General features: G+C 70.4%; 20 protein-coding genes. 9 read left to right on the top strand and 11 right to left on the bottom strand.

Translation table 11 applies throughout. From position 1 onward, the window contains the following. Window positions 1-11 precede the first annotated feature (11 nt). The 5 genes from HUT18_RS25825 (at window position 12) to HUT18_RS25805 (ending at window position 4,270) form a co-directional block, all read left to right on the top strand. Entirely contained in the window at window positions 12-287 is a 276-nt protein-coding gene (locus tag HUT18_RS25825; protein ID WP_176102933.1) for an acyl carrier protein, read from the top strand. Between the two features lie 51 nt (window positions 288-338). Further along, window positions 339-1,532 carry a cytochrome P450 gene (locus tag HUT18_RS25820; protein ID WP_176102932.1) on the top strand — a complete coding sequence of 398 codons (1,194 nt, stop codon included), beginning with the start codon at window positions 339-341 and terminating at the stop codon, window positions 1,530-1,532. Between the two features lie 109 nt (window positions 1,533-1,641). Continuing rightward, a complete protein-coding gene (locus HUT18_RS25815) occupies window positions 1,642-2,874 on the top strand; it encodes a cytochrome P450 (RefSeq protein WP_254878809.1) in 1,233 nt (410 codons plus the stop codon). 5 nt (window positions 2,875-2,879) lie between these two features. Next, window positions 2,880-3,437, top strand: a complete 558-nt coding sequence (locus tag HUT18_RS25810; RefSeq protein WP_176102930.1) for an NADPH-dependent FMN reductase — start codon at window positions 2,880-2,882, stop codon at window positions 3,435-3,437. Between the two features lie 146 nt (window positions 3,438-3,583). Then, window positions 3,584-4,270: a GntR family transcriptional regulator gene (locus HUT18_RS25805; RefSeq protein ID WP_176102929.1), complete on the top strand. Its 687-nt coding sequence runs from the start codon at window positions 3,584-3,586 to the stop codon at window positions 4,268-4,270. Between the two features lie 153 nt (window positions 4,271-4,423). On the opposite strand, the gene HUT18_RS25800 is transcribed toward HUT18_RS25805, so the two are convergent. Both HUT18_RS25800 and HUT18_RS25795 read right to left on the bottom strand, forming a co-directional pair. Next, the gene (locus HUT18_RS25800) at window positions 4,424-5,893 is read right to left on the bottom strand and encodes an aminopeptidase P family protein (protein WP_254879093.1); all 1,470 of its coding nucleotides are present in this window, start codon (window positions 5,891-5,893) and stop codon (window positions 4,424-4,426) included. Window positions 5,894-6,141: 248 nt separating this feature from the next. Beyond that, complete coding sequence (locus HUT18_RS25795) at window positions 6,142-6,444, bottom strand: hypothetical protein (protein WP_176102928.1); 303 nt, start codon at window positions 6,442-6,444, stop codon at window positions 6,142-6,144. A 365-nt stretch (window positions 6,445-6,809) separates the two neighbouring features. Here HUT18_RS25795 and HUT18_RS25790 point away from each other — a divergent pair, with 365 nt between their 5' ends. Further along, on the top strand, window positions 6,810-7,364 hold the full coding sequence (locus HUT18_RS25790; protein ID WP_176102927.1) for a glycoside hydrolase family 25 protein: 555 nt from the start codon (window positions 6,810-6,812) through the stop codon (window positions 7,362-7,364). A 134-nt stretch (window positions 7,365-7,498) separates the two neighbouring features. On the opposite strand, the gene HUT18_RS25785 is transcribed toward HUT18_RS25790, so the two are convergent. Both HUT18_RS25785 and HUT18_RS25780 read right to left on the bottom strand, forming a co-directional pair. Further along, window positions 7,499-8,209: an NADPH-dependent F420 reductase gene (locus HUT18_RS25785; protein ID WP_303246556.1), complete on the bottom strand. Its 711-nt coding sequence runs from the start codon at window positions 8,207-8,209 to the stop codon at window positions 7,499-7,501. A 178-nt stretch (window positions 8,210-8,387) separates the two neighbouring features. Next, entirely contained in the window at window positions 8,388-9,632 is a 1,245-nt protein-coding gene (locus HUT18_RS25780) for a zinc-dependent alcohol dehydrogenase family protein (RefSeq protein WP_176102925.1), read from the bottom strand. 135 nt (window positions 9,633-9,767) lie between these two features. Here HUT18_RS25780 and HUT18_RS25775 point away from each other — a divergent pair, with 135 nt between their 5' ends. Next, entirely contained in the window at window positions 9,768-10,736 is a 969-nt protein-coding gene (locus HUT18_RS25775; protein ID WP_176102924.1) for an AraC family transcriptional regulator, read from the top strand. A 126-nt stretch (window positions 10,737-10,862) separates the two neighbouring features. On the opposite strand, the gene HUT18_RS25770 is transcribed toward HUT18_RS25775, so the two are convergent. From HUT18_RS25770 to HUT18_RS25745, 6 genes are all read right to left on the bottom strand, one after another. Next, a complete protein-coding gene (locus HUT18_RS25770) occupies window positions 10,863-11,075 on the bottom strand; it encodes an EF-hand domain-containing protein (protein ID WP_176102923.1) in 213 nt (70 codons plus the stop codon). 242 nt (window positions 11,076-11,317) lie between these two features. Beyond that, the gene (locus HUT18_RS25765; protein WP_176102922.1) at window positions 11,318-12,247 is read right to left on the bottom strand and encodes an ADP-ribosylglycohydrolase family protein; all 930 of its coding nucleotides are present in this window, start codon (window positions 12,245-12,247) and stop codon (window positions 11,318-11,320) included. Between the two features lie 76 nt (window positions 12,248-12,323). Further along, the gene (locus HUT18_RS25760; RefSeq protein ID WP_254879091.1) at window positions 12,324-13,472 is read right to left on the bottom strand and encodes a YncE family protein; all 1,149 of its coding nucleotides are present in this window, start codon (window positions 13,470-13,472) and stop codon (window positions 12,324-12,326) included. A gap of 507 nt (window positions 13,473-13,979) precedes the next feature. Further along, on the bottom strand, window positions 13,980-14,471 hold the full coding sequence (locus HUT18_RS25755) for an ATP-binding protein (RefSeq protein ID WP_176102920.1): 492 nt from the start codon (window positions 14,469-14,471) through the stop codon (window positions 13,980-13,982). Between the two features lie 298 nt (window positions 14,472-14,769). Then, window positions 14,770-15,537 carry an enoyl-CoA hydratase/isomerase family protein gene (locus HUT18_RS25750; protein WP_176102919.1) on the bottom strand — a complete coding sequence of 256 codons (768 nt, stop codon included), beginning with the start codon at window positions 15,535-15,537 and terminating at the stop codon, window positions 14,770-14,772. 194 nt (window positions 15,538-15,731) lie between these two features. Further along, a complete protein-coding gene (locus HUT18_RS25745) occupies window positions 15,732-16,943 on the bottom strand; it encodes an Ig-like domain-containing protein (RefSeq protein WP_176102918.1) in 1,212 nt (403 codons plus the stop codon). Between the two features lie 343 nt (window positions 16,944-17,286). On the opposite strand from HUT18_RS25745, the gene HUT18_RS25740 reads away from it, so the two are divergent. Continuing rightward, window positions 17,287-19,233, top strand: a complete 1,947-nt coding sequence (locus tag HUT18_RS25740) for an ABC transporter ATP-binding protein (protein ID WP_176102917.1) — start codon at window positions 17,287-17,289, stop codon at window positions 19,231-19,233. Beyond that, the gene (locus HUT18_RS25735) at window positions 19,230-21,290 is read left to right on the top strand and encodes an ABC transporter ATP-binding protein (protein ID WP_254878808.1); all 2,061 of its coding nucleotides are present in this window, start codon (window positions 19,230-19,232) and stop codon (window positions 21,288-21,290) included. Before HUT18_RS25740 ends, HUT18_RS25735 begins: the two co-directional genes overlap by 4 nt. A 10-nt stretch (window positions 21,291-21,300) precedes the next feature. On the opposite strand, the gene HUT18_RS25730 is transcribed toward HUT18_RS25735, so the two are convergent. Further along, the gene (locus tag HUT18_RS25730) at window positions 21,301-22,248 is read right to left on the bottom strand and encodes a dienelactone hydrolase family protein (protein ID WP_176102916.1); all 948 of its coding nucleotides are present in this window, start codon (window positions 22,246-22,248) and stop codon (window positions 21,301-21,303) included. Between the last annotated feature and the right edge of the window lie 10 nt (window positions 22,249-22,258).

Genomic DNA, 22,258 nt, shown 5'->3' with positions numbered 1-22,258 from the left:
CGGAGGACCTCATGTCCGAACTCACCACCCAGCCCGAGACGGTGTCCGCGGACGAGGTGCGGGAGTGGCTGCGCGCACGCGTGGCCGCCCACACCGGCAGCCCGGCCGAGGAGATCCGGGTGGACCTGCCGCTGAACGAGTACGGCCTCGACTCGGTGTACGTACTCGGCCTGTGCGCCGAGATCGAGGACCACTACGGCATCGAGGTCGAGCCCACGCTGATGTGGGACAACCCCTCGCTCAACCCGCTCGCCGAGGCCCTCGTCCCGCTGATCGCCGCCGCCTGACCCGCCCGTACCCGCCCCAGTACCGCCCTCACCGAGCCCGGAGTCGACGCGATGACCGCCACCCTGCCCGAGTTCCCGATGCCGCGCACCCACCCCCTCGACCCGCCGCCCCAGTACCGCGAACTCGGCGCCGAGCGCCCGGTGTTCCAGGTGCGCACCCCGCGCGGCGACACCGCCTGGATCGTCACCCGCCACGAGGACGTACGCGCCGTCCTCACCCACCGCGCCTTCTCCTCGGACCCGCGCACCCCGGGCTTCCCGACGTATGTCACCGGCGACGTGCCGCCCCCGCCCGGCTTCTTCATGCAGGCCGACGCACCGGACCACGGGCGGCTGCGGCGCACCGTGACCCGCGAGTTCCTGATCAACCAGATGGAGGCGCTGCGGCCCACGATGCGCCGGATCCTCGACGGTCTGATCGACGACATGACCGCGGACGGCAACGAATCCGGCGATCTGGTACGGCAGTTCGCGCTGCCGATGGCCGCCATGACCATCTGCGAGATCCTCGGCGTCCCCTTCGAGGACCACGTCCTGTTCGTCAGACTCACCGACACGGTCCTGGACCGCAGGAGCACGCCCGAGCAGGCGGTACAGGCGGCGGGCGAACTGATGGGGTACTTCGACCGGTTGGTGACCGCGAAGGAGGCGCAGCCCTCAGAGGACCTCTTCGGGCGGATGGTGACCCGCGCCGCGGACGGCGGCCTCAACCATCAGGAACTCGTGGGCATGGCCGCCCTGTTGCTGCTCGGCGGCTACGACACGATGGCCCAGATGATCGGCATCGGCACCGTCACCCTCTTCGAACACCCCGACCAGCTCGCCGAGTTGAAGGCGGACACGGCCCTGGTCCCCGGCGCCGTCGAGGAAATGCTGCGCTATCTGTCCATCAACCACGCCGGACTGCCGCGCGCCGTCACCGAGGACGTCGAGGTCGGTGGCCGGCAACTGCGCGCCGGCGAGGGCGTTCTGGTGATGCTGAACGCCGCCAACCGCGACGAGGATGTCTTCGAGAACGCGGACTCCTTCGACATCCACCGCGAGAACACCGGCCGCCACGTCGCCTTCGGCCACGGTTTCCACAAGTGCGTCGGCGCCACCCTGGCCCGGGTCGAGCTGACCGAGGTGTTCGCCGGTCTCTTCGAGCGGCTGCCGGGGCTGCGCCCGCTGAAGCCGATGGGCGAACTCCCCTTCCGCCACGACATGGTGCTGTACGGCGTGCGGGAACTGCCCGTCGCCTGGTGAAAGGCCGCGCGGGCCGGGCACCATCCTCGCCCGGCCCGCCCGCCGCCTCGCCCCGTCGGTTCTCCGACCGCTCCCCCACCGAAATCCCGCCACCGGATTGGACCCCGCAGTGACCCAATGCCCGTACGCCGCCGCCCTGTTCACCCCCGAGTTCGTCGCCGACCCGTATCCGGCGTACGCGGGCCTGCGCCAGGACGCCCGTGCGCACCGCATCACCCTGCCCGGCGGGGTCGAGGCGTGGATGCTCACCCGGTACGAGGACTGCCGCCGCGCCTTCCTCGACAACGACTCGTACTCCAAGGACATGGCGGGCACCTGGACCGCCTTCCAGGAGCAGCGGGTGCCGATCACCGGCGACGTGGTGATCGGGATGGGCGACTCCATGCTGGTCTCCGACCCGCCCCGGCACACCCGGCTGCGCGCGCTGGTCTCCAAGGCGTTCACGCCCCGCCGTATCGAGGCCCTGGCCCCCAGCATCGAGGCGACCGCGACCCGGCTGCTCGACGGCCTGCTCGCCCGGGGCGGCGAGCTGTCCGGCCGGGCGGACCTGACCACCGAGTTCGCGGCGCTGCTGCCGATGGAAGTCATCCGGCACATGCTCGACGTGCCCGCCGAGGACGGCGAGCGGCTGCGGCGCGCCGTCGAAGCGGTGATGAGCAACGACGAGGACAGCCGGGACGCGGCGATGGCCGCCTTCCAGGAAGTCCACGGCTATCTGGCCGAGTTGGTCAAGCGCAAGCGGGTCGAGGGCGGCGACGACCTGACCTCCGCGCTCATCGACGCCCGTGACCAGTCCGACCGGCTGAGCGAGGACGAGCTGGTCTCGATGCTCGCACTGCTGCTCTCGGCCGGTCACGAGACGACCGTGAACCTGCTCGGCAGCACCGTCCTCGCGCTGCTGCGCCACCCCGACCAGCTCGCGCTCGTCACCCGGGAACCGGAGCGCTGGCCGGACGCCGTCGAAGAGGCGCTGCGCTGGGACGGCCCGATCCAGAACGCCATTTGGCGCTTCACCCGCAAGCCGGTCACGGTCGGCGACATCACCATCCCGGCGGGCGAGGCCGTCGCGCTGAGCGTGGCCGCCGCCGACCGCGACCCGGCGCGCTTCCTGAACGGCGAGGACTTCGACGTCACCCGCGGCGACCGCACCCACCTGGCCTTCGGCCACGGCATCCACCACTGCCTGGGCGCCCCGCTGGCCCGTCTGGAGGCCCGCATCGCGGTCCCGCTGATCTTCGCGAAGCTGCCGGGCCTGGCCCTGGACGGCGCTCCCTCCTACCGTCCGTCCACCGTCTCCCGTGCGCTTTCCTCCCTCCCGGTGACCTTCGAGAACGTAGGCTGAGCGACATGAAAATCCTTGCACTGTGCGGGAGTTTGCGGTCGGGGTCGCTGAACGCGGCGGTGCTGCGCTCGGCAGCCGACCTCTTCGTACCGCCGTGGGAGATCACCGTCGAGCCGGACCTGAGCCGGCTGCCGTTCTTCAACGCGGACGTCGAGATGAACGACCTCCCCGCCGTCGTGGCCGAGCTGCGGGCCAAGGTCGGCGCCTCGGACGGCCTGCTGATCTCCAGTCCCGAGTACGCGCACGGCACCTCGGGCGTCCTGAAGAACGCGCTGGAGTGGCTGGTCGGCGGCGGTGAGATCGCCGAGAAGCCGGTGGCCCTGATGAGCGCCTCCCCCGCGGTCACCGGCGGCGACCGGGCCCGCGCCTGGCTGACCGAGACCCTCACCGTGATGGGCGCGAGCGTGCTCACCGAGAGCCTGCGCGTCCCGATGGCCACCCGCAAGGTGACCGACGGCCGCCTCACCGACGAGCCGACCCTGGCCGAGATGCGGGAGCTGCTCGACACGCTGGCCCGTACGGTCGCCGAACGCCGCGCGGAGAACGGCGTCCTCGCGCAGTGACCCGAGCGCCGGGCGCCCGCCCGCCCGCGCCGCCCTGTCCGGCGGCGGGCGGCCCCGGCCCCTGCGTCTCCCCCGCGCCCGGCGGCGCTCACCAGCCCGGACGGTACGCTGTTCCACCTCACGGGCACGAAGGGAACGCTACGGCGATGGGGCACCTGAAGCAGCAGCGCGACCTCGGCTCCACCCGGGAGCGGCTGCGCGACCAGGTCGCCCACGCCCTGCGCGCCGCGCTCATCTCCGGTGAACTCCGCCCCGGCCAGGTGTACTCCGCGCCCGTACTCGCCGAGGACTTCGGCATCTCCGCCACCCCCGTACGCGAGGCCATGCTCGACCTCGCCCGCGAAGGGCTCGTCGAGCCGGTGCGCAACAAGGGGTTCCGGGTCACCGAGGTCAACGAGCGCGACCTCGACCAGTACACCGAGATCCGCCTACTGATCGAGGTGCCGATGGCGGGCCGGATCGCCGCGACCGCACCCCGCGAGAGCCTGGAGGCGCTGCGCCCGGTGGCCGAGGAGATCGTGGCCGCCGCCCGCGACCACGACCTGATCCGCTACCTGGAGGCGGACCGCCGCTTCCACCTCTCGCTGCTCGCGCTCTCCGGCAACGACCGCCTCGTCGAGACGGTCGGCGAACTGCGCAAACGCTCACGCCTGTACGGCCTCACCGTCCTCGACGAGCGGGGCGAACTGCTCCCCTCGGCCGAGGAGCACCTCGAACTCCTCGACCTGATGCTGCGCGGCGACATCGAGGGAACCGAGCGGTGCATGGCCCGCCACCTCGGCCATGTCCGCTCCCTGTGGGCCGCGAGCCGGGGCGGGGACTCGACGGGCTGAGCCCAGGCCCGCCCCTCTCTCCCCTCGCCAGCGGCCGCAGCCCGCGGCGCTTCGACGAGGAGGAGAGGACGGACGGGAAGAGCAGGACGAACAGGGTGAACCCGGAAGAACCCGGAAGAACTCGGAAGAGCGGGAAGCCGGTCGTGCGGGAGTTCAGCCCCGCAACTCGGCCATCCACGCCTCCACGTCCCGCGAGGTACGCGGCAGTGCGGCCGAGAGGTTCCGGTTGCCGTCCTCGGTCACCAGGATGTCGTCCTCGATACGGACCCCGATACCGCGGTACTCCGCGGGCACCAGCAGATCGTCCGCCTGGAAGTACAGCCCCGGCTCGACGGTGAGGACCATGCCGGGCTCCAGCACACAGTCCACGTAGGCCTCGGTGCGCGCCTTGGCGCAGTCGTGCACGTCGAGCCCGAGCATGTGGCCGGTACCGGCGAGCGAGAAGCGCCGCTGCAGCCCCAGTTCGACCACCCGGTCCACGGGCCCTTCGAGCAGCCCCCATTCGACCAGCCTCTCGGCGAGTACGCGCTGGGCGACGTCGTGGAAGTCGCGGTAGGCGGCGCCCGGCTTCACGGCCCGGATCCCCGCCTCCTGCGCTTCGTGGACCGCGTCGTAGATCCGCCGCTGGAGCGGGGTGAACCGTCCGTTGATCGGCAGGGTGCGGGTGACGTCGGCGGTGTACAGCGTCTCGGTCTCGACACCGGCGTCGAGCAGCAGCAACTCGCCGTCGCGCACCGGTCCGTCGTTGCGCACCCAGTGCATGATCGTGGCGTGCTCACCCGCGGCACAGATGGAGCCGTAGCCCACGTCGTTGCCCTCCACCCGGGCCCGCAGGAAGAACGTCCCCTCCAGGTAACGCTCCGAGGTGGCCTGCGCCTTGTCGAGCACCTTCACGACGTCCTCGAAGCCGCGCGCGGTGGCATCACAGGCCTTCTGCAGCTCCCCGATCTCGAACTCGTCCTTGACCAGGCGCAGTTCGGAGAGGAAGACGGTCAACTCCTCGTCCCGCTCGGCGGTCACCTTGTCGTGCAGTGCCGCCTCGACGGACTCGTCGTAGCCGCGCACGACACGGACCGGCCCCGTGGCCTGCTCCAGCGCGTCGGGCGCCGTACGGATATCGCGGCAGGGCATCCCGTACAGCTGCTCGGCCTCGGCCAGGCTGTGCCTGCGCCCGGTCCACAGCTCGCCCTTGTCCCCGTCGAGCCAGAACTCCCCGTTGCTCCTGCTGGACCGCTCCGGCAGATACAGCACCGCCTCGTGCCCGCCGTCCGCCAGCGGTTCCAGGACGAGCACGGCGTCGAAGGTCTGGTCACCGGTGAGGTGGACGTACTCGGTCGCCGCACGGAACGGGTAGTCCGTATCGTTCGCCCGCACCTTGCGGTTCCCCGCCGGAACCACCAGCCGCTCCCCCGGGAACCGTGCCGACAACGCGGCCCTGCGACGCGCGGCATACGGCGCCTGCGCGACGGGCTCCAGCCCACGCAACTCCGTATCGGCCCATCCCGAGGCCATCAACTCGTGCAGCGCGTCGGACACTTGGGGATACAGACCGTTCTTGCGCCGCGGCACATCGGGCCGCCCTTGCGCCGCGGCCTCTCCCTCGCCCGCCGCACCCTGCTGTATCTGCTCGTCCGTCACGTCATGCCTCCTTGCATGGGCCACCCCGGGGGCGGGCACGGTACCGACACTGGCGAGAACGATGTGTATCACAGTGCAATGTCACATGTGAATGTCGAGAGAGACGACACCCTCGGGTGAGGCTGCGGACCGCGACGCAACAGGCGTGCCCAGACGGCTGGTTGAGCCCACGCGAAGGCCCCATCAGGCTCGGCCGAGCGAACCTGATGGGGCCTGACGGAATCCAACGGAATCTAGTGGTCGTCCCAATGCCCCTCATGCGCCGCGTGCCGGTGACCGTCGTGCACATAGTCCACGTGATCCCCGTGCGGGACCGCGACGTGACCGCAGCCCTCGCCGTGCTGATGGGAATGGCCGCCGTGCTCCTGGTGGGCGCCGCGTTCGCACTCGTCGACGTGACCGTCGTGGGCGCGGTGCAGGTGCCCGTCGTGGGCGTAGTCCACGTGGTCACCGTGCGGGACGGCAACATGGCCGCAGCCCTCACCGTGGGCGTGGCCGTGTCCGGGGTGCGTGCGGTGGTCCGCCGCTGCTGTCATTGCTCAACTCCGCGTTCTGGCACCGCCGCTCACTCCGGCGACGGGCTCGGGGGCTTCTCGGAGGCAGGCCGAGCGCACGGGAGATTCACCATCCCGCACGAACCGTTTCGCCTGCTTTGCCCGTTTCGGAGAGGCTGACACAGCACCCTCCCCCGGCAAAGCAGCCCCCCATCCCCGTCGCGTCGCCGAAGCGACAACCCTTTTCATTTCGGGTGCCTCGCCCGCGGCTTCCCGGAGCGGCTGGGGCGGACGAGCCGTGCGCGACCACTGTGACGGCACGGTTACCACTCACCGAGGGTGAGCCCGTGCGCCACCGGGAACACCCCAAGTGACGGGCCACACAGTCGAATTCGCGGAGGAATCGCATGATCTACGGGGTCGACGTCAGCAGTTATCAGCCGATCGACTACAGCACCAAGGGCCTCTCGTTCGTCTTCATCAAGGCCTCCGAGGGCCGTTCGTACGTCAACCCAAGACTGGCCGGACAGACGAAGACCGCCCGCGACGCCGGCTGCCTGGTCGGCTTCTACCACTTCCTGTGGCCGGGCAACATCACCGCGCAGGCCGAGTACTTCGTGAGCAAGGCACCGGAGCGGCAGTACGACTTCCTCGCCTGCGACTGGGAGTGGACGGGCAGCGGCACCGCGGCCACCAACGCCGAGAAGGACCGATTCATCAAGGAAGTCCGACGACTGCGCCCGCACAACAAGGTGCTGCTCTACTGCAACCGCGACTTCTGGCTCAACCGCGACACCACCTCGTACGCGGGCGACGGCCTGTGGATCGCCGACCATGTGACGGCCGGCAAGCCGCGCATCAGGGCCGACTGGGCCTTCCACCAGTACGCCAGCACCCCGCTGGACAAGAACGTCGGGGACTTCCGGAGCAAGGAGACGCTGCGGGCCTGGGCCAAGCGCTGAGGTTGCGCGCTGCCGCCACGCGGCGCCCGGCCCGCCGCGGCCGCCGCCCCCGCACTGTCCGGCGCCGACGCGGGCGGGAGGCGCCGGGGCCGGACAGCGGGGAAGCGGCAGCGGAGCGAACTCCCTTGGAGAACTCAGCCCTTGAAGCTCGCGGGGCGTTCCGGGGAGGCGGCGGCGAGGGCCTCGGTCACCTTGTCCGCTCCGGCCGCGAGACCGTAGACGGGTGTGTCGGGCTGCTGGCGCCAGGACTCGTCGATGCTCCCCGCGTCCACGGAGTCGAAGCCGATCTCGTCGAGCAGCGAGCGTACGAGCGCCTTGGCCGCCTCGTCGTCACCGGCGACCGGCAGGGCCACCCGGTCAGGGTCACCCTTGGGGCGGGGCTTGTCGATGATGTCCTGGGCGTAGGTGCCGTTGAAGACCTTGACCACGGTGTGGCCGAGCTGCTCGGCGACCCAGCGGCTCTCCGTACGGCCCTCGTCCTCGATGGCGGCGATCCGGCCGTCGCGCTGCTGCGGGTAGTAGTTGTTGGTGTCGATGAGGGCGAAGCCCTCCGCGGCACCGTCGAGCAGACCCTCGGGCAGGTCCGGCACCGCCTTGAGCGGGACGGTCACCACGACCACCTGAGCGCCTTGTGCCGCCTCGGCCGTGGTGACCGGGGTGGCCCCGGTCTCCTCGGCGAGGGCCGTCAGGGTCTGCGGGCCACGGGAGTTGGCGATCGCCACCTCGTGGCCGACCGCCGTGAACCGCCGGGCGAGGTTTCCGCCGATGTTCCCCGCGCCGATGATGCCGATCTTCATGGTGCCGTCCTTCGAAGAGTGCGTAGGAGTGCGTGCGACTGCTTTCATTGGTCGACCAACTCTTTCGCTCCGGAGTTCATTCCCGACGGGCGGAAAATGATCTCCGCGACGCGCTTTCACCCGGCCGGGCGCCCCGCGCGCCTGTTCCCCCTCCTGCACCCCCGCCTGCTCCCTCCCCTGTTCCCTCGCTTGTTCCGCCGCCCGTCCGGCCGCCGGTATCCCGGGCTCAGACCGTCACCACGATCTTCCCTACGTGCTCATTGCGCTCCATCGCACGATGGGCCTCGGGCATGCTCTCCAACCCCTCGAAGACCTCTCCGACGACGGGCCTCAGGCTGCCGTCACTCAACCCGGACGCGATGAAGTGCTCCGCGCGTCGCCGTCCCTCGCCGAAGTCGGCCACCGCCTGGTTCGCGTAACCGTGCACGGTCAGCGGCCAGTTGAGCGGCATGCTCATGGGGCGGCCGTCAAGCCAGCCGTACACCACGACCGTGCCGCCCATCCGCGCGGCGCCCGCGAGCTCGGCCAGGCCCGGTCCGGCGATGGCGTCGAAGACGACGTCCACACCGGTGCCGCCGGTGATCCGGCGAGCCTCGGCGGGCACATCCTGCACCTCGGAGACGAGGACGTGGGCGGCACCGTTGTCGAGCAGCCGACCGCGTTTGGCGGCGGTCCTGGTGACCGCGATGGGAATCGCGCCGATCCGGGCGGCCGTCTGAAGCGCGGCGATGCCGACCCCGCTGGAGGCTGCGGTGATCAGGACGTGGTCGCCCGCCTGCAGACCGGCGGTGCCGACGAGGGCGCCGTAGGCGGTCGAGTACGTGAGCCAGGTCGCCGCCGCCGTAACGGGGTCCAGCTCCACGGGGCGCCGTACGAGTCCGTCGGCAGGCAGCAGCAGCCAGTCCCCGTAGACCCCCTGGGCGCTCATCTCGATGCCGGGTCCGGTCAACACCCCGTCACCTACGGCCAGTTGGCCGACGCCCTCGCCCACTGCCGCCACCGTCGCGGCCGCCTCGTAGCCGAGCCTCGAACCGGGCAGGCTCGGCGGGTAGTAGTAGGTACCGGCCCGGAACAGGGCCTCGGCACGGTTGAGTCCCAGCGCCTCCACCCGGAGCAGCGCCTCACCGGGCCCTGGCGCGGGCAACGGCACCTGCTCGATACGCAGCACCTCGGGGCCGCCGGTCTCGTGGAAGAGGACAGCACGGGCGCGGTCGGGCGGGGACTGCGGGAGCTCGGGGCTCAACGCGGTGCCCGGAGCGGGGAGTTGAACCTCATCGCCGGTGTCGGCCGGGATGGCTCCTCGGGTTCCATACGTCGGCTTCCGCTGCGACCCGGAAGACGAATCCGCCGAGGCGAGAACGGGAGCGGGAATGGGAGCGGGAGTCGGGGTAAAGGCTTTGTCGAATACGGGAGTTGAGAGCGCGGCGGGGACCACGACCGGGGTGTCCCGGCGGGTGGAATGAATCGTCATGCCAGGAACGCTAGGCAGCTCCGGCGAGACGGAACATGCCTCATTCGCTCGCCGCCATATCCGATCGTCTCGCCCGCGAGGGCGCGTTGAGCGCTTACGGCTTCACCCGCTCCCCAACACGCCTACCGTGAGGGCATGGACGTACTCAGCGATGCCATCGCCGTGATGCGGACCGGGCGTTCGCACTCCAGCCGCTCGGACTACTACGCGCCCTGGGGCACCCGGTTCGCGCCCTCGCCCGGCTCGGGTTTCCATGTGGTGCTCCAGGGCTCGGCCTGGCTTCTGCCACCGGCCGGGACCGCGGCACAGGCAGCGGCCGAACCGGTCCAACTCGGCGCCGGAGACGTGGTCTTCCTCGCGCACGGCCGCGGACACGCCCTCGCGAGCGAACCCTCCGCACCCCTGGAGGACTTCGCCCCGGGGCCCGACGGCTACTGGGCGAGCCCCGCCCCGCAGGAGCCGCCGCCCGCCGAGCGACGTGGCCCGCGCACCGGCCTGCTCTGCGGCGCCTATCAACTCGACCGCACCCGCAGCCATCCGCTGCTCGCCGAACTGCCCGACGTCGTCCACCTGCCCGCCCGCGTGGGCGCGCACTCCGGCCTGCGCAGCGCGGTCGAGCTCCTCGGCGCCGAACTCGCCGATCCGCAGCCGGGGTCGTACACGGTGGTGTCCTCGCTCCTGGACACGCTGCTGCTGTACATCCTGCGCGCCTGGTGGCTGCACGAGGACGCCGAGCGCGGGAAGCCCGCCGGGTGGGCCGCCGCGCTGGCCGACCCTCCGGTGGCCGAGGCGCTGCGCGCGATCCACTCCGATCCGGCCCGCCCCTGGACGGTGGAGGAACTCGGACGCCGAGTGGGCCTGTCCCGGGCCGCGTTCGCGCGCCGGTTCCAGCTCCTCGTGGGCAGGCCGCCGATGGCCTACCTGACCTGGTGGCGGATGACGTCCGCCGGAAGCCTCCTGCGCGACGGCGACCTCCCGCTCCGCGCGGTGGCCGAACGCACCGGCTACGCCTCGGAGTTCGCCTTCGCCAAGGCCTTCAAGCGCGAGTACGGAATGGCCCCGGGCCACTACCGGACCCAGGCGCCCGCACTGGACACGTGGTGAGGGCGGCCCGGACCCCTACGGATCCCGACCGCCCTCGCCCACGACATTCGCGGCGCCGACTGCGACTCCGGCGCCGCCAGGACGTACTCGACCTGCCGGCCCACGGCCCCGCCGGCGCCCGCCGGCCTACTTGTTCAGGCTGGCCCAGAACTCGTCGAAGGACAGCTTCTTGTCGCCGTTGCCGTCCTTGGCGGCGATGATGCTGTCCGCCACGGCCTCGGTGACGTGGAAGTCCCCGAGCTGCGCCATGACGCTCTTGTACTCGGCGGAGGTGATGTAACCGTCGCCGTCCACGTCGTACCGCTCGAACGCCTTGCGTGCTTCCTCGATGCTCGCCACCGAATCCGCCCCTTCTTGCCGCATTGATGATGAGGTCAGATTATCGGCATGCCACCGGGCCGTTACCCGCGGACCGGTGCACCTGCTCCGGTGGGAGGGTTGGGCGGCCGAACCGACCACAGCATCCAGCGCTGTCCAGGCAGCGGCGTATCGGCCGCTGGGACGGAGGCGATGCTTGCGAGGAGATGAGGGACCGGTGTCCCAAAGCCGCGCGGTCGTCCACCGGCTCTCCTCGCCGCCCGTCAACTCCCCAGCCGCTGAGCGAGATCGACCAGCTCGGCCAGTCGCAGCACCCGCCCACCGAAACCGGGAAGCGGAACGTGCAGGGGCTCCGTCCACCGGACGGGGATCGCGTCCGGTCCGTAGCGGGCACCCGCGAGCCCGCCGGTGACCGCGGCCACGGTGTCCGTGTCTCCGCCGAGGTCGACCGCCGCGCGCAGCGCGCCCTCGAAGCTGTCCGTGGTGCGTACGGCCCAGACCGCCGAGCCCAGGCAGGGCCACACGGCACCGTTGAACTCGGTCGCGAGGTCGGGGTGCCAGTCGGCGGCGAGTACGGTGCCGAACCGCTGCCAATGGTCGGGATGAACGAGGGCGAGCGTATCCGGAAGCGCTTGGAGAGGATTCTCGTCCGCCAGGGCTACGCGGATGAGTTCGTGAAACACGGCGGTGCCTTCCCAGGCGGCGCGGTCGCCGTGGGTGAGGGCGGCGATCCGCCGTGCGGCGTCCAGAGTGGCCGCCTGTCCGGCGCGTGCGAAGTGCACGGCGGACGTGGACGCCCTCATCAAGGCTCCGTTGCCCGCCGCGCGTTGGTTGACCTCGAAATGGGCCGAAGCGGCCCGGTCCCAGGGCATCCCGCTGGTCAGGACATCCTCGGTCTGCAGGCCGATGTCCTTGGGGTCGGCCGCCGCCCAGCGCCGGAAGCGACCGAACATGTCGGGCAGATCCAGGCCGCCGCGCTCCAGGAGCGACTCCGCGACCAGAACTGCCATCTGGGTGTCGTCCGTTGCCTCGCCCGGCTCCCAACCGCCGCCACCGCACATCTCGCCGCCGTGACCCGGACCGGAAAAGCGGGCGGAGAAGGCGCCCTCGGGACCGAACTCGAAAGGGGCGCCCAACGCGTCACCCACCGCGGAACCCACGACGGCACCGACGACTCGCTCCACACGCTTCACACCCGGAGGCTAGCGGCGGCCCCGGCGGGGGCCGCGCACGGGCGTGCTCAGACGGCACCGGGTGCGGAGCGCCCCCTCACCGAAACACCCCCGTATGCCCCAACGAATACCGCCCCGGCTGCGGATACACCGCGAGGCCGTGGGGCCCGCTGCCGACCGGGATACGGGCCAGTTGCTTTCCGGTGCGGGTGTCGATCGCGTAGACCTCTTCGTCGTAGCGGCCGGAGAGCCAGAGGACCTTGCCGTCCGCGGAGACGCCGCCCATGTCGGGGCTGCCGCCGTCCGGCAGGCGCCATTTCTTGGCGACCTTGCCCTTGGCGAACTCGAACACGGAGATGGTGCCTTCGCCGCGGTTGGAGATGTACATCTGCTTCGAGTCCCTGCTGACGTACAGGCCGTGGGCGCCCTTGCCGGTCTTCAGGAGGCGGGGCTGGGTGAATTTCGCGCCGTCGAGGATCCAGATGCCGTCGGCCATCATGTCGGCGATGTAGAAGGTCTTGCCGTCGGGCGAGATCTTCACGTCCTGCGGCATCGCACCGCCGAAGGGCAACTTCTGCTGGCCGACGACCTTCATCCGCTCGGTGTCGACCTTGAGGAGTTCGCCGGAGAACTCGCAGGAGACGATGAAGTAGCGGCCGTCCATGGAGAAGTCGGCGTGGTTGACGCCGTAGCAGGAGACCGGCTCGGTGTGCTCGCGCTTCATGGTGTGCGCGTCGCGGAAGACCAGTTCGCGGTCGAGGGAGGCCATCACCACGGCGTACTTGCCGTTCGGGGTGAAGTACAGGTTGTAGGGGTCGTGCACGTCCACCGGCTTGCCCGCCTTGCCGGTCTTCGGGTCGAGCGGCGTGAGCGTATTGCCCTTGTCGTTGTTCACCCAGAGGGTCTTGAGGTCCCAGGACGGGACGACGTGCTGCGGCTGGGCGCCCACCGGGATGGTCTCGATCACCTTGTACGTCTTGGGATCGATGACGGAGACCGTGTTGGAGTTGGTGTTGGGGACGTACACGCGGGAGGGGAAGTCCTTGACCACCGGGGAGAGCCGGTTCGGGCGGTCGGCGGCGTAGAGGTCCTTGGGGTCGGTCACCGGCGGCATGCCCGGCAGTGCCTTGGCTGCTCGCGCCTCGGCCGCGCGGGCCGCGTCGTGGGTGCCGTGGGACTTCTTCGGTTCCTTGTCCGGACCGCCGCCGCAGCCGGGGAGCAGGACGAGCGCGGCGCCGACGAGCAGGGTGCCGGTGCGCCGGGTGCGGCCGAGGCGGGGGAATCGAGGACGCGGGGCGGAGCGGCGGCGCTCAGTGCTGGTCACGCGACCCATTTAAGGACGGTTCAGTAAGAATTCAGTTGATTGCATCCGGTTCTCCCTTGATCGGCGCACAGTTGAGGATGGAGGGAGAGCGGGAGGGTGCCATAGATCGTCCTGCGAATCCTCTGATGTAGCTCAAGTTTCGCCATTGAAACAGAGGAAAGTGTCGCACATCACCATAGATATGAGATTGAAATGCCGGATTTTTTACCTTTGATCCATTTGACCCTTTGGCATCGGGTGGACTCCCTGCCATAGTCGAGGAAACGACCCCCATTGACCCGGGCCAGGTCGTCGACGTAGCCCGCGGATCTCCACCCCCGAGGATCCGCGGCGCTCCGCGGAAGCCCCCGTGAGCCGCCCCTCGGCACCGGGGGCTTTCGTGTACCCGGTCGCCGGCCCAGCGGTGCGGCCCGTGCTCGACGCGGACGTTCAGCGTTCCATGACGCGCATTTCGAACCAGGTCGTCTTGCCACGCGGCAGGAGGTCTACGCCCCAGCGGTCACTGAGGCGGTCGACGAGGAAGAGGCCGCGGCCCGAGATGTCGAGGTCCTGGACCGGCATCAGGCACGGGAGGCCGCGCGAGGGGTCGCGGACTTCTACGCGCAGCCAGCCGCGGCGACGCAGCATCCGCAGGCCGAAGGTGCGGGCTCCGGTGTGGCGTACGGCGTTGCCGACCAGCTCGGAGACGAGGAGGACCGTGTCCTCGGTGTGCCGGGGTGAGAGTCCCCAGTGGCGCAGGACGACGATCTGGGCGAGCCGACGGGCGGTGGCGGCCGATTCGGGGCGGGACGGCAACGGGACTTCCGCCTCCGTCGGATTGCCGAACAACTCCAGCGCCTTGAGCGCCTGTTCGTCCTCGACCGCAGGCGACCATCTCGCCGCGGCGCCTCGCGGCTGCTCGACACCTTCCAGGCCCGCCATGACCACCATCATGACCGCCACCGACGCGGTTCGTGGGCGTTCTCCGGTATTCACCCCGGCGCTCCACAGCACTCCGCGGTATCACAGAGTCATATGCCAGTGGCAGAGTGCAACCGCGCACAACCCCTCTGACCTGCGCTTATGCATGATCCTTCGGCACGGGGGCGGACGGGAACCAAGAACGTGAACCGGGCTCAAAGAGTTCAATCCGCCCTCAGGAGGGACCCGCCGCCGAGGGGCGGGTCGCTTGTGAAAGGTGCTTCACATCCGACGCCGCCCCTCGGCAACTCACCGTTTCTCAGAGGAACTTCGCCTTGCCGGGGCCTTCCTCGACGAAGCTGCGCATGCCGCGCTCGCGGTCCTCGGTGGCGAACAGGCCTGCGAACCAGGTGCGTTCGACGGCGAGGCCGGTGTCGATGTCGCTCTCCAGGCCGACGTCCACGGACTCCTTGGCCGCACGCAGCGCGAGCGCGGGACCCTGGGCGAGCTTGGCGGCCCAGGCGTGCGCCTGCTCGTAGACCTCCGCGTCCGGTACGACGCGGTCGACCAGGCCGATGGTCAGGGCCTCGTCCGACTTCACATGGCGGCCGGTGAAGATCAGGTCCTTGGCCTTGGACGGGCCGACCAGACGGGACAGGCGCTGGGTGCCACCGGCCCCGGGGATGAGGCCGAGCAGGATCTCGGGCTGGCCGAGCTTGGCCCGCTCGCCCGCGATGCGGTAGTCGGCGCAGAGGGCCAGCTCGCACCCGCCGCCGAGCGCGTACCCCGTGATGGCGGCGACGACCGGCTTGGGGATACGGGCCACCGCGGTGAAGGAGTCCTGCAGGGCGCGCGAGCGCAGGACCATCGCGGTGTGGTCCATCTCCTGCATCTCCTTGATGTCCGCGCCCGCCGCGAACACCTTCTCCCCGCCGTACAGGATCACCGCACGCACGTCGTCGCGGGCGGTGGCCTCTTCGGCGAGTTCCTTGAGCCGGTCCTGGGTGGCTACATCCAGCGCGTTCATCGGCGGACGGTCCAGACGGATGGTGCCGACGCCCTCGTCGACCTCGAGATGCACAGTCATGAAGGGCACGTTACTGGGGCTTCGCCGCGGCATACAGGGACCACCGGTCCCAGGGACGCACAAGACCCGGTGCGCTTGGTCACAAGCACACCGGGTCCGGGCATCGGCCGCCGCCCCGACTCCCCGGCGGCGGCCGGGCGTTCCAGCCGAACCCGGAGCCGTATGACGACTCGGAGATTCAGAGATTCAGCGACTCAGGACTTCCATTCCTGCCAGGACATGTTCCAGCCGTTGAGCCCGTTGTCCGGCTGTATCTGCTTGTCCTTGGAGTTCTTCACCACGACCACGTCACCGATCAGCGAGTTGTCGTAGAACCAGGCCGCGGGCTGCTTCTTGTCGTAGCCGCCGCGCACGTCCCGCAGGCCCACGCAGCCGTGGCTGACGTTCTCCTTGCCGGGTGCGCCCGGCGCCCAGTAGTTGCCGTGGATGAAGGTGCCGGAGGTGGACAGGCGCATCGCGTGCGGCACGTCCTTGATGTCGTACTCGCCGCCGAAGCCGACGGTGTCACCGTTCATCCGGGTCACCCGGTGCTTCTCGCTGATGACCATCTGACCGTTGTACGTGGTGGTGGCCGGGGCGCCCGCGGTGATCGGCAGGGTCTTTATCTCCTTGCCGTCGCGGACGACCTTCATCTTGTGCGACTTGGCGTCGACGACCGAGACCTGGCTGCGGCCTATCGTGAAACTCACGGTCTTGACCTGCTCGCCGTACACACCCGGGCGTCCCTCGACGCCGTCCAGGTTGAGCTTGACGGTGACCTTGGTACCGGCCTTCCAGTACTTCTCCGGGCGGAAGTCGAGACGGTCGTTGCCGAACCAGTGGCCCTCGACCGGGACCGCCGGGACCGTCTTGATCTCGATGCCCTTCTCGACGGCCGCCGGGTCGGTGATGCCGCGCGTGAAGTGGAGCGAGAAGGGCATGCCGACGCCGACCGTCGAGCCGTCCTCGGGCGTGAAGATGCCGACGAAGGTGTTCTTCGGGCTCAGCGTGGTGAAGGAGGCCTCCTTCGCCGACTGACGGCCCTCGGCGTCCTTGGCGACCGCGTGCACCTTGTACTTGGTCGAGGCCGCGAGGTGGCGGGCCGGGGTCCAACTGGCCCCGTCGGCCGCGATCTTGCCGTCGACCTTGTTGCCCTTGGTGTCCTGCACGGTGACCTCGGACAGCTTGCCGTTCTCGGCACCGACCTTGAGCGCGCCGTTGGTGGCCACGTCCCCGGTGCCGTCCTCCGGCGAGATGGTCACGACGGCCTTGGAGGGCGCGGTGTCCGCCTTGTCCGAGCCGCCGCCCTTGCCGTCGTCCGGCTCGTCCCCGCCGCCGCAGGCGGTGACGAACAGCAGTGCCGCGCCCGCGAGCACCGCGCCGATCGTCCTCCTGCGATGCCGCTTGCGCCCCCGCACAACCGACATTTCCCCCGCTGCCGTTCCGGCTTCCACGATGTCACCCCTCCCCTCGCGAGCGGCCTGGTCCGACCGCTTCCGCGTTGGCGCATTCCGCACGCACCGGTGTTAATTAACCACAGGCCCGATCCTGATGACTCCCCGCGATTGTCACTGTTCAGTCCCAAGTCGGCGGGCCCGGTGACAGGGCCGCGTGGAATGTGGGACTCCGCCTCAACCACCGTCCGTCGGCCATGCGTTCAGCGCCCGCGGCACCTCCCGGGACCGTCGTCGGGACGGGGACTTCAGGCGGAGCCGGACCGGGCAAAAAGTCGGTGGGCTCTGTCAGTGGCAATCCGTAGTCTCGCTCCTGATGTCTGAGACGAGTGAGAAACCCACGGAGACGGAGCACGGGGGACGGCCGGACCAACCGTCGACCGTGCGCACGCTGCTGCGTCTGTGGCCTTATGTACGGCCGGTGCGCCTAAGGGTGTTCACCGCCGCGTTCGTGGCGATCGTGGCCTCGTGCGTGGGACTGGTGATCCCCCTCGTACTCAAGTGGATCGTGGACGGCCCGGTCGCCGACCGCGACCCGCGCGGGGTGTGGCTCGGCGCGCTGTACCTGCTGCTGCTCGGTATCGCCGAGGCGGTGCTCTTCGGATTCCGGCGCTGGCTGGTGGCGCGGCCGCTGGCGGGCGTGGAGGCCGCGATGCGGGCCGACCTGTACCGGCACCTGCAACGGCTGCCGGTCTCCTTCCACGACCGCTGGCCCTCGGGCCAGTTGATATCGCGGGCCACCGGCGACCTGATGATGGTGCGGATGTTCCTGGCCTTCCCGATGACCTTCCTGCTGGTCAATGGCGTCACCATCCTGGTCGGCGTGATCATGCTCCTGGTCCAGGAGTGGACGCTCGGCCTGATCATCCTGGTGCCCGTGCTGCCGATGATCGTGGTCTGCTGGCAGTTCGAGACGCGGTACTCGGCCGTCGCGCGACGGGCCCAGGACCAGGTCGGCGACCTGACCACGGTCGTCGAGGAGAGTGTGCTCGGCATCCGGATCATCAAGGGGTTCGGCCGCCACCGCCGCCAGGAGTCCGCCTTCCGCGAGATGTCCCTGAAGCTGCGGACGACCGAGCTGCGCAAGGGCCGGATGCTCGCGGGCATCTGGGGCGTCATCGTCACCCTGCCCGAACTGGCCATCGGCTCCGCCTTGGTGGTCGGCACCATGCAGGTCGCGGACGGGGACCTGTCCGCGGGCACCCTGGTCGCCTTCCTGTCGACCGCGCTCGCCCTGCGCTGGCCGGTCGACTCGATCGGCTTCCTGATCGCGATGAGCCAGGAGGCGGCCACGGCCACCCAGCGGTACTTCGAAGTCCTCGACGAGAAGACGGAGTCGCAGTCGGAGTCGGAGTCGGGGACGGGGACGGGGACAAAGCCGGGGGCTGACGCGGTCGCGGGGGTCGCGAAGAGCACGGCGGCCGAACCGGAGGGCGGCGGACTGCGGTTCGAGAACGTCGTGTTCCGCTTCCCCGACGCGGCCCCGGACTCCACGCCCGTACTCGACGGCATCGACCTGCACATACGCCCAGGCGAGACCATGGCCCTGGTCGGCGCCACCGGCAGCGGCAAGACCACGCTCACCGCGCTGGTCCCCCGCCTGCACGAGATCACCGGCGGCCGCATCAGCCTCGACGGCCGGGACATCGCCGCCATGCCGCGCGAGGAGTTGCGCACCCTGGTCTCGGTGGCCTTCGAGGAACCCACCCTGTTCTCGGCCACGGTCGGCGAGAACGTCCTGATGGGCATGACCGAGCAGACGGCCACCGAGGAGACGGCAGGGATCGCGGGCACCGACGGCGCGGACGACCGGGCCGGGGAGCCGCTGCGGCGCGCCCTGTCCATCGCCCAGGCCGACTTCGTGTACGCACTGCCCGAGGGCACCGGCACCCAGGTCGGCGAGCAGGGGCTGAGCCTGTCGGGAGGTCAGCGGCAACGGCTCGCGCTGGCGCGCGCGGTGGTGGGCAGCCCCCGCTTCCTGGTTCTGGACGACCCGCTGTCCGCGCTCGACGTGCACACCGAGGCACTGGTGGAGGCCGCCCTGCGCGAAGTACTCGCCGGGACGACGGCACTGGTGGTCGCGCACCGCCCGTCCACCGTCCAGCTCGCCGACCGGGTCGCCCTCCTGTCCGGCGGCCGCATAGCCGCCGTCGGCACCCACCACGAACTCCTGCGTACGAGCCCGGAGTACGCCTGGCTCATGTCCGGCGCCGAGACGGCCGGCGACCGGCGGGAACCCGCGACGACGGAAGGCCGGAGATGAGTACGGACACGGGGACGGGCCCGGGCACGGGTTCCGGCCGGATACCGGACCCCGCGGAAGTCGACCCGGCGGCGGCCGACGACCCGAACGCCCCCAGCGGCCCTGGTGCCCCCGGTGCCGCCAAAGAGTCCAACTCCCCCAAGGGCGCTGGCACTTCGGGGACTTCGGGTACTTCCGGTACTTCGGAACCCTCCGGCGCTGTCAGCACCCCGGAAGCCCTTGCCGATTCCCGCGCCGCCGACTCCAGCACCGCGGACTCCCCCGGCGACCCCTTCGACCGGGACATGCTGCCCGCGCCGAAGAACGCCACTGGCGTACTGCTGCGTTCGCTGCTCGCCCCGCTGCGTGCGCGGGTGGCGTGGGCGGCGGTCCTGCTGCTGCTTCAGCAGGCGGCGGTGCAGGCGGGGCCGATGCTGGTCGCGTACGCCATCGACCACGCGGTTCCGGCCGAGCGCAAGGGCGACCACGGGCCGCTGATCGCGGTGGGGGCGGCCTATCTGCTGTGCGCCCTGGTGGCCGGAGTCCTGCAGTACGTGTTCATCGACGCCTCGACGCAGGTGAACCAGAGTGTGCTGCTCGATCTGCGCGGCCGGATCTTCCGTCACGCACAGGCCCTGAGCGTGGACTTCCACGAGCGGTACACCTCGGGCCGGCTGATCTCGCGTTCGTCCTCCGACGTCGAGTCGCTGCGCGAACTGCTCAGCGAGGGCCTACAGGAACTGATCACCGTGGTCCTGTCGTTCGTCTTCATCTCGGCGATGCTGCTCTGGCTCGACCTCGGCCTCGGCGCGGTGGCCGTCGCCTCGTTCGTGCCGCTGTACCAGTTGGTGCGGATCTACCGGCGCCGCGCCGGACGGGTCTTCGGCGACAGGTCGACGGCGGTCGCCTCGGTCATCGTGAAGTTCGCCGAGACGATGAACGGCATCCGGCCGGTGCGCACGTTCCGCCGGGAGCGTGCCAACGACGAGCGGTTCGGCGCGCTCAACCACCGTCACGAGCGGACCAACGGCGACGCTCTTCTGGAGATGGCCCGCTATGTGGTCGGCTCGCGGCTGGTCGCGAACACGACGGTGGCCGGGATCGTGCTCTGGGGCGCCTACCGGGTGGCCGACGGCACGCTCGCTCTCGGCGTGCTCGCCGCCTCGGTGCTGTACCTGCGACGGCTCTACGACCCGATCGACCGGCTCGGCATGTTCCTCAACTCCTACCAGTCGGCCGCCGCTTCGCTGGAGAAGATCGCCGGTCTGCTGGCCCAGACGCCGTCCGTACCGGAGACCGACAAACCGGAGCCGCTGCCCGAGCGCGGCAGTGAACAGCCGGGCCGCCAGGTCGAGTTCGCGCAGGTGCGCTTCGCCTACCGCACCGGCGGCGAGGTGCTGCCGCGCTTCGGTCTGACGATCCCGGCGGGCCAGACCGTCGCCGTGGTCGGCTCGACCGGCGCGGGCAAGTCCACCCTCGCCAAACTGCTCGCCCGCTTCTACGACCCGACCGAGGGCCGGGTCCTGCTCGACGGGGTCGACCTGCGCCACCTCTCGGTGCCCGAACTGCGGCGCGGCGTGGTGATGGTGACCCAGGAGTCCTTCCTGTTCTCCGGCACCGTCGCGGAGAACATCGCCATCGGGCGGCCGGAGGCGAGCCGGGAGGACATCGAACGGGCGGCGAAGGCGATCGGCGCCCACGACTTCATCAGCGCCCTTCCCGACGGGTACGACACCGACGTACGCAAACGGGGTGGACGTATCTCGGCCGGGCAGCGCCAGTTGGTAGCGTTCGCCCGCGCCCTGCTCGCCGACCCCGGGGTGCTGATCCTGGACGAGGCGACCAGTTCGCTGGACGTCCCCGGCGAGCGCGCGGTGCAGCACGCCATGCACACCGTGCTGCGCGGACGTACCGCCGTGGTGATCGCCCACCGCCTGTCCACCGTGGAGATCGCCGACCGGGTCCTGGTGATGGAGAAGGGCCGGGTCGTCGAGGACGGCCCACCGGCCGAACTCATCGCGGGTACGGGCGCGTTCGCGCATCTGCACCGGGCTTGGCGGGACAGTCTGGCGGGGTGAGGCGGCGGAGCTACCGAATCAGCCGCTCCACCAGGAACGCGAGGATCTCGTCCCGCGCCCGTACCGTCGGATGCCCTTCCTCGTCCACGAGGTGGGCCGTGACGACGCTGTGCGGGGTCCGGACCGAGTCGCGGAAGAACGGGGGCGGGTCGGTGCGGGCGGAGGTGCCCGGCAGGACGCGGCCGTCGAAGGCGTCGCCGAGCAGGGCGCGGTAGGCGGCGAAGCGTTGGCCGGTGCACCAGCGGTCGTTGTCGAAGCGGTAGGCGAGGACGGTCAGTCGGTCGCGGGAGAGGCGCTCGGCGACCGTCCGGGCGTCCTCGTCGTCGAGTTCCAGTCCGGCCGGGTCGTCCAGTGGCAGTGAGGGGTGGTTGACGACCGGGGCGACGACGGCCGGTTCGAGCGCCATGGTCAGGGCGAAGTTGCCGGTGAAGCACAGGCCGATCGCGCCGACACCCGGGCCGCCGCACTCCGCGTGCGCACGGCGCGCGAGCCCGCGCAGCCACGCCGTGACGGGGCTGGTGCCGCCCCCGGCGAACGCCCGGAACTCGGCGCTCACGCAGGCGCGACGGACCACTCGCTCACCGTCCTCGACGGTGGGGTGGGCGCCGTCGGTCCCGAAGAGGGAGGGGACGTACACGGTGAACCCGGCGTCCCGTATCCAGCGCGCGAGCCGCAGCACATCGGGGCTGATGCCGGGCATCTCGGGCATCAGGACGACGGCCGGGCCGCGCCCCGCGACGTAGACGGTCTTCGTCACGCCGTCCACCGCCACGGACCGGTGGGAGAAGTCCGTGATCGGGTCGTCGGGACGGCTGTCGGCGGCACTGCTGTGACGTGCGGGGGCACCACTCCGACGTGCGCGGGCACCACTCTGCCGTCCGTGGCCGTCGCCCCGACGTTCGTGGGCACCACTCCGCCGTCCGCGGCCATCGCCCGGACGTTCGTTGACATCGCTCATGCCGAGAGCG

This window comes from Streptomyces sp. NA04227 (assembly GCF_013364195.1).
In the GTDB taxonomy this organism is placed as follows: domain Bacteria; phylum Actinomycetota; class Actinomycetes; order Streptomycetales; family Streptomycetaceae; genus Streptomyces.
Note: the sequence above shows the minus strand (reverse complement) of the source record. Positions and strands in the feature narration are given on the sequence as shown.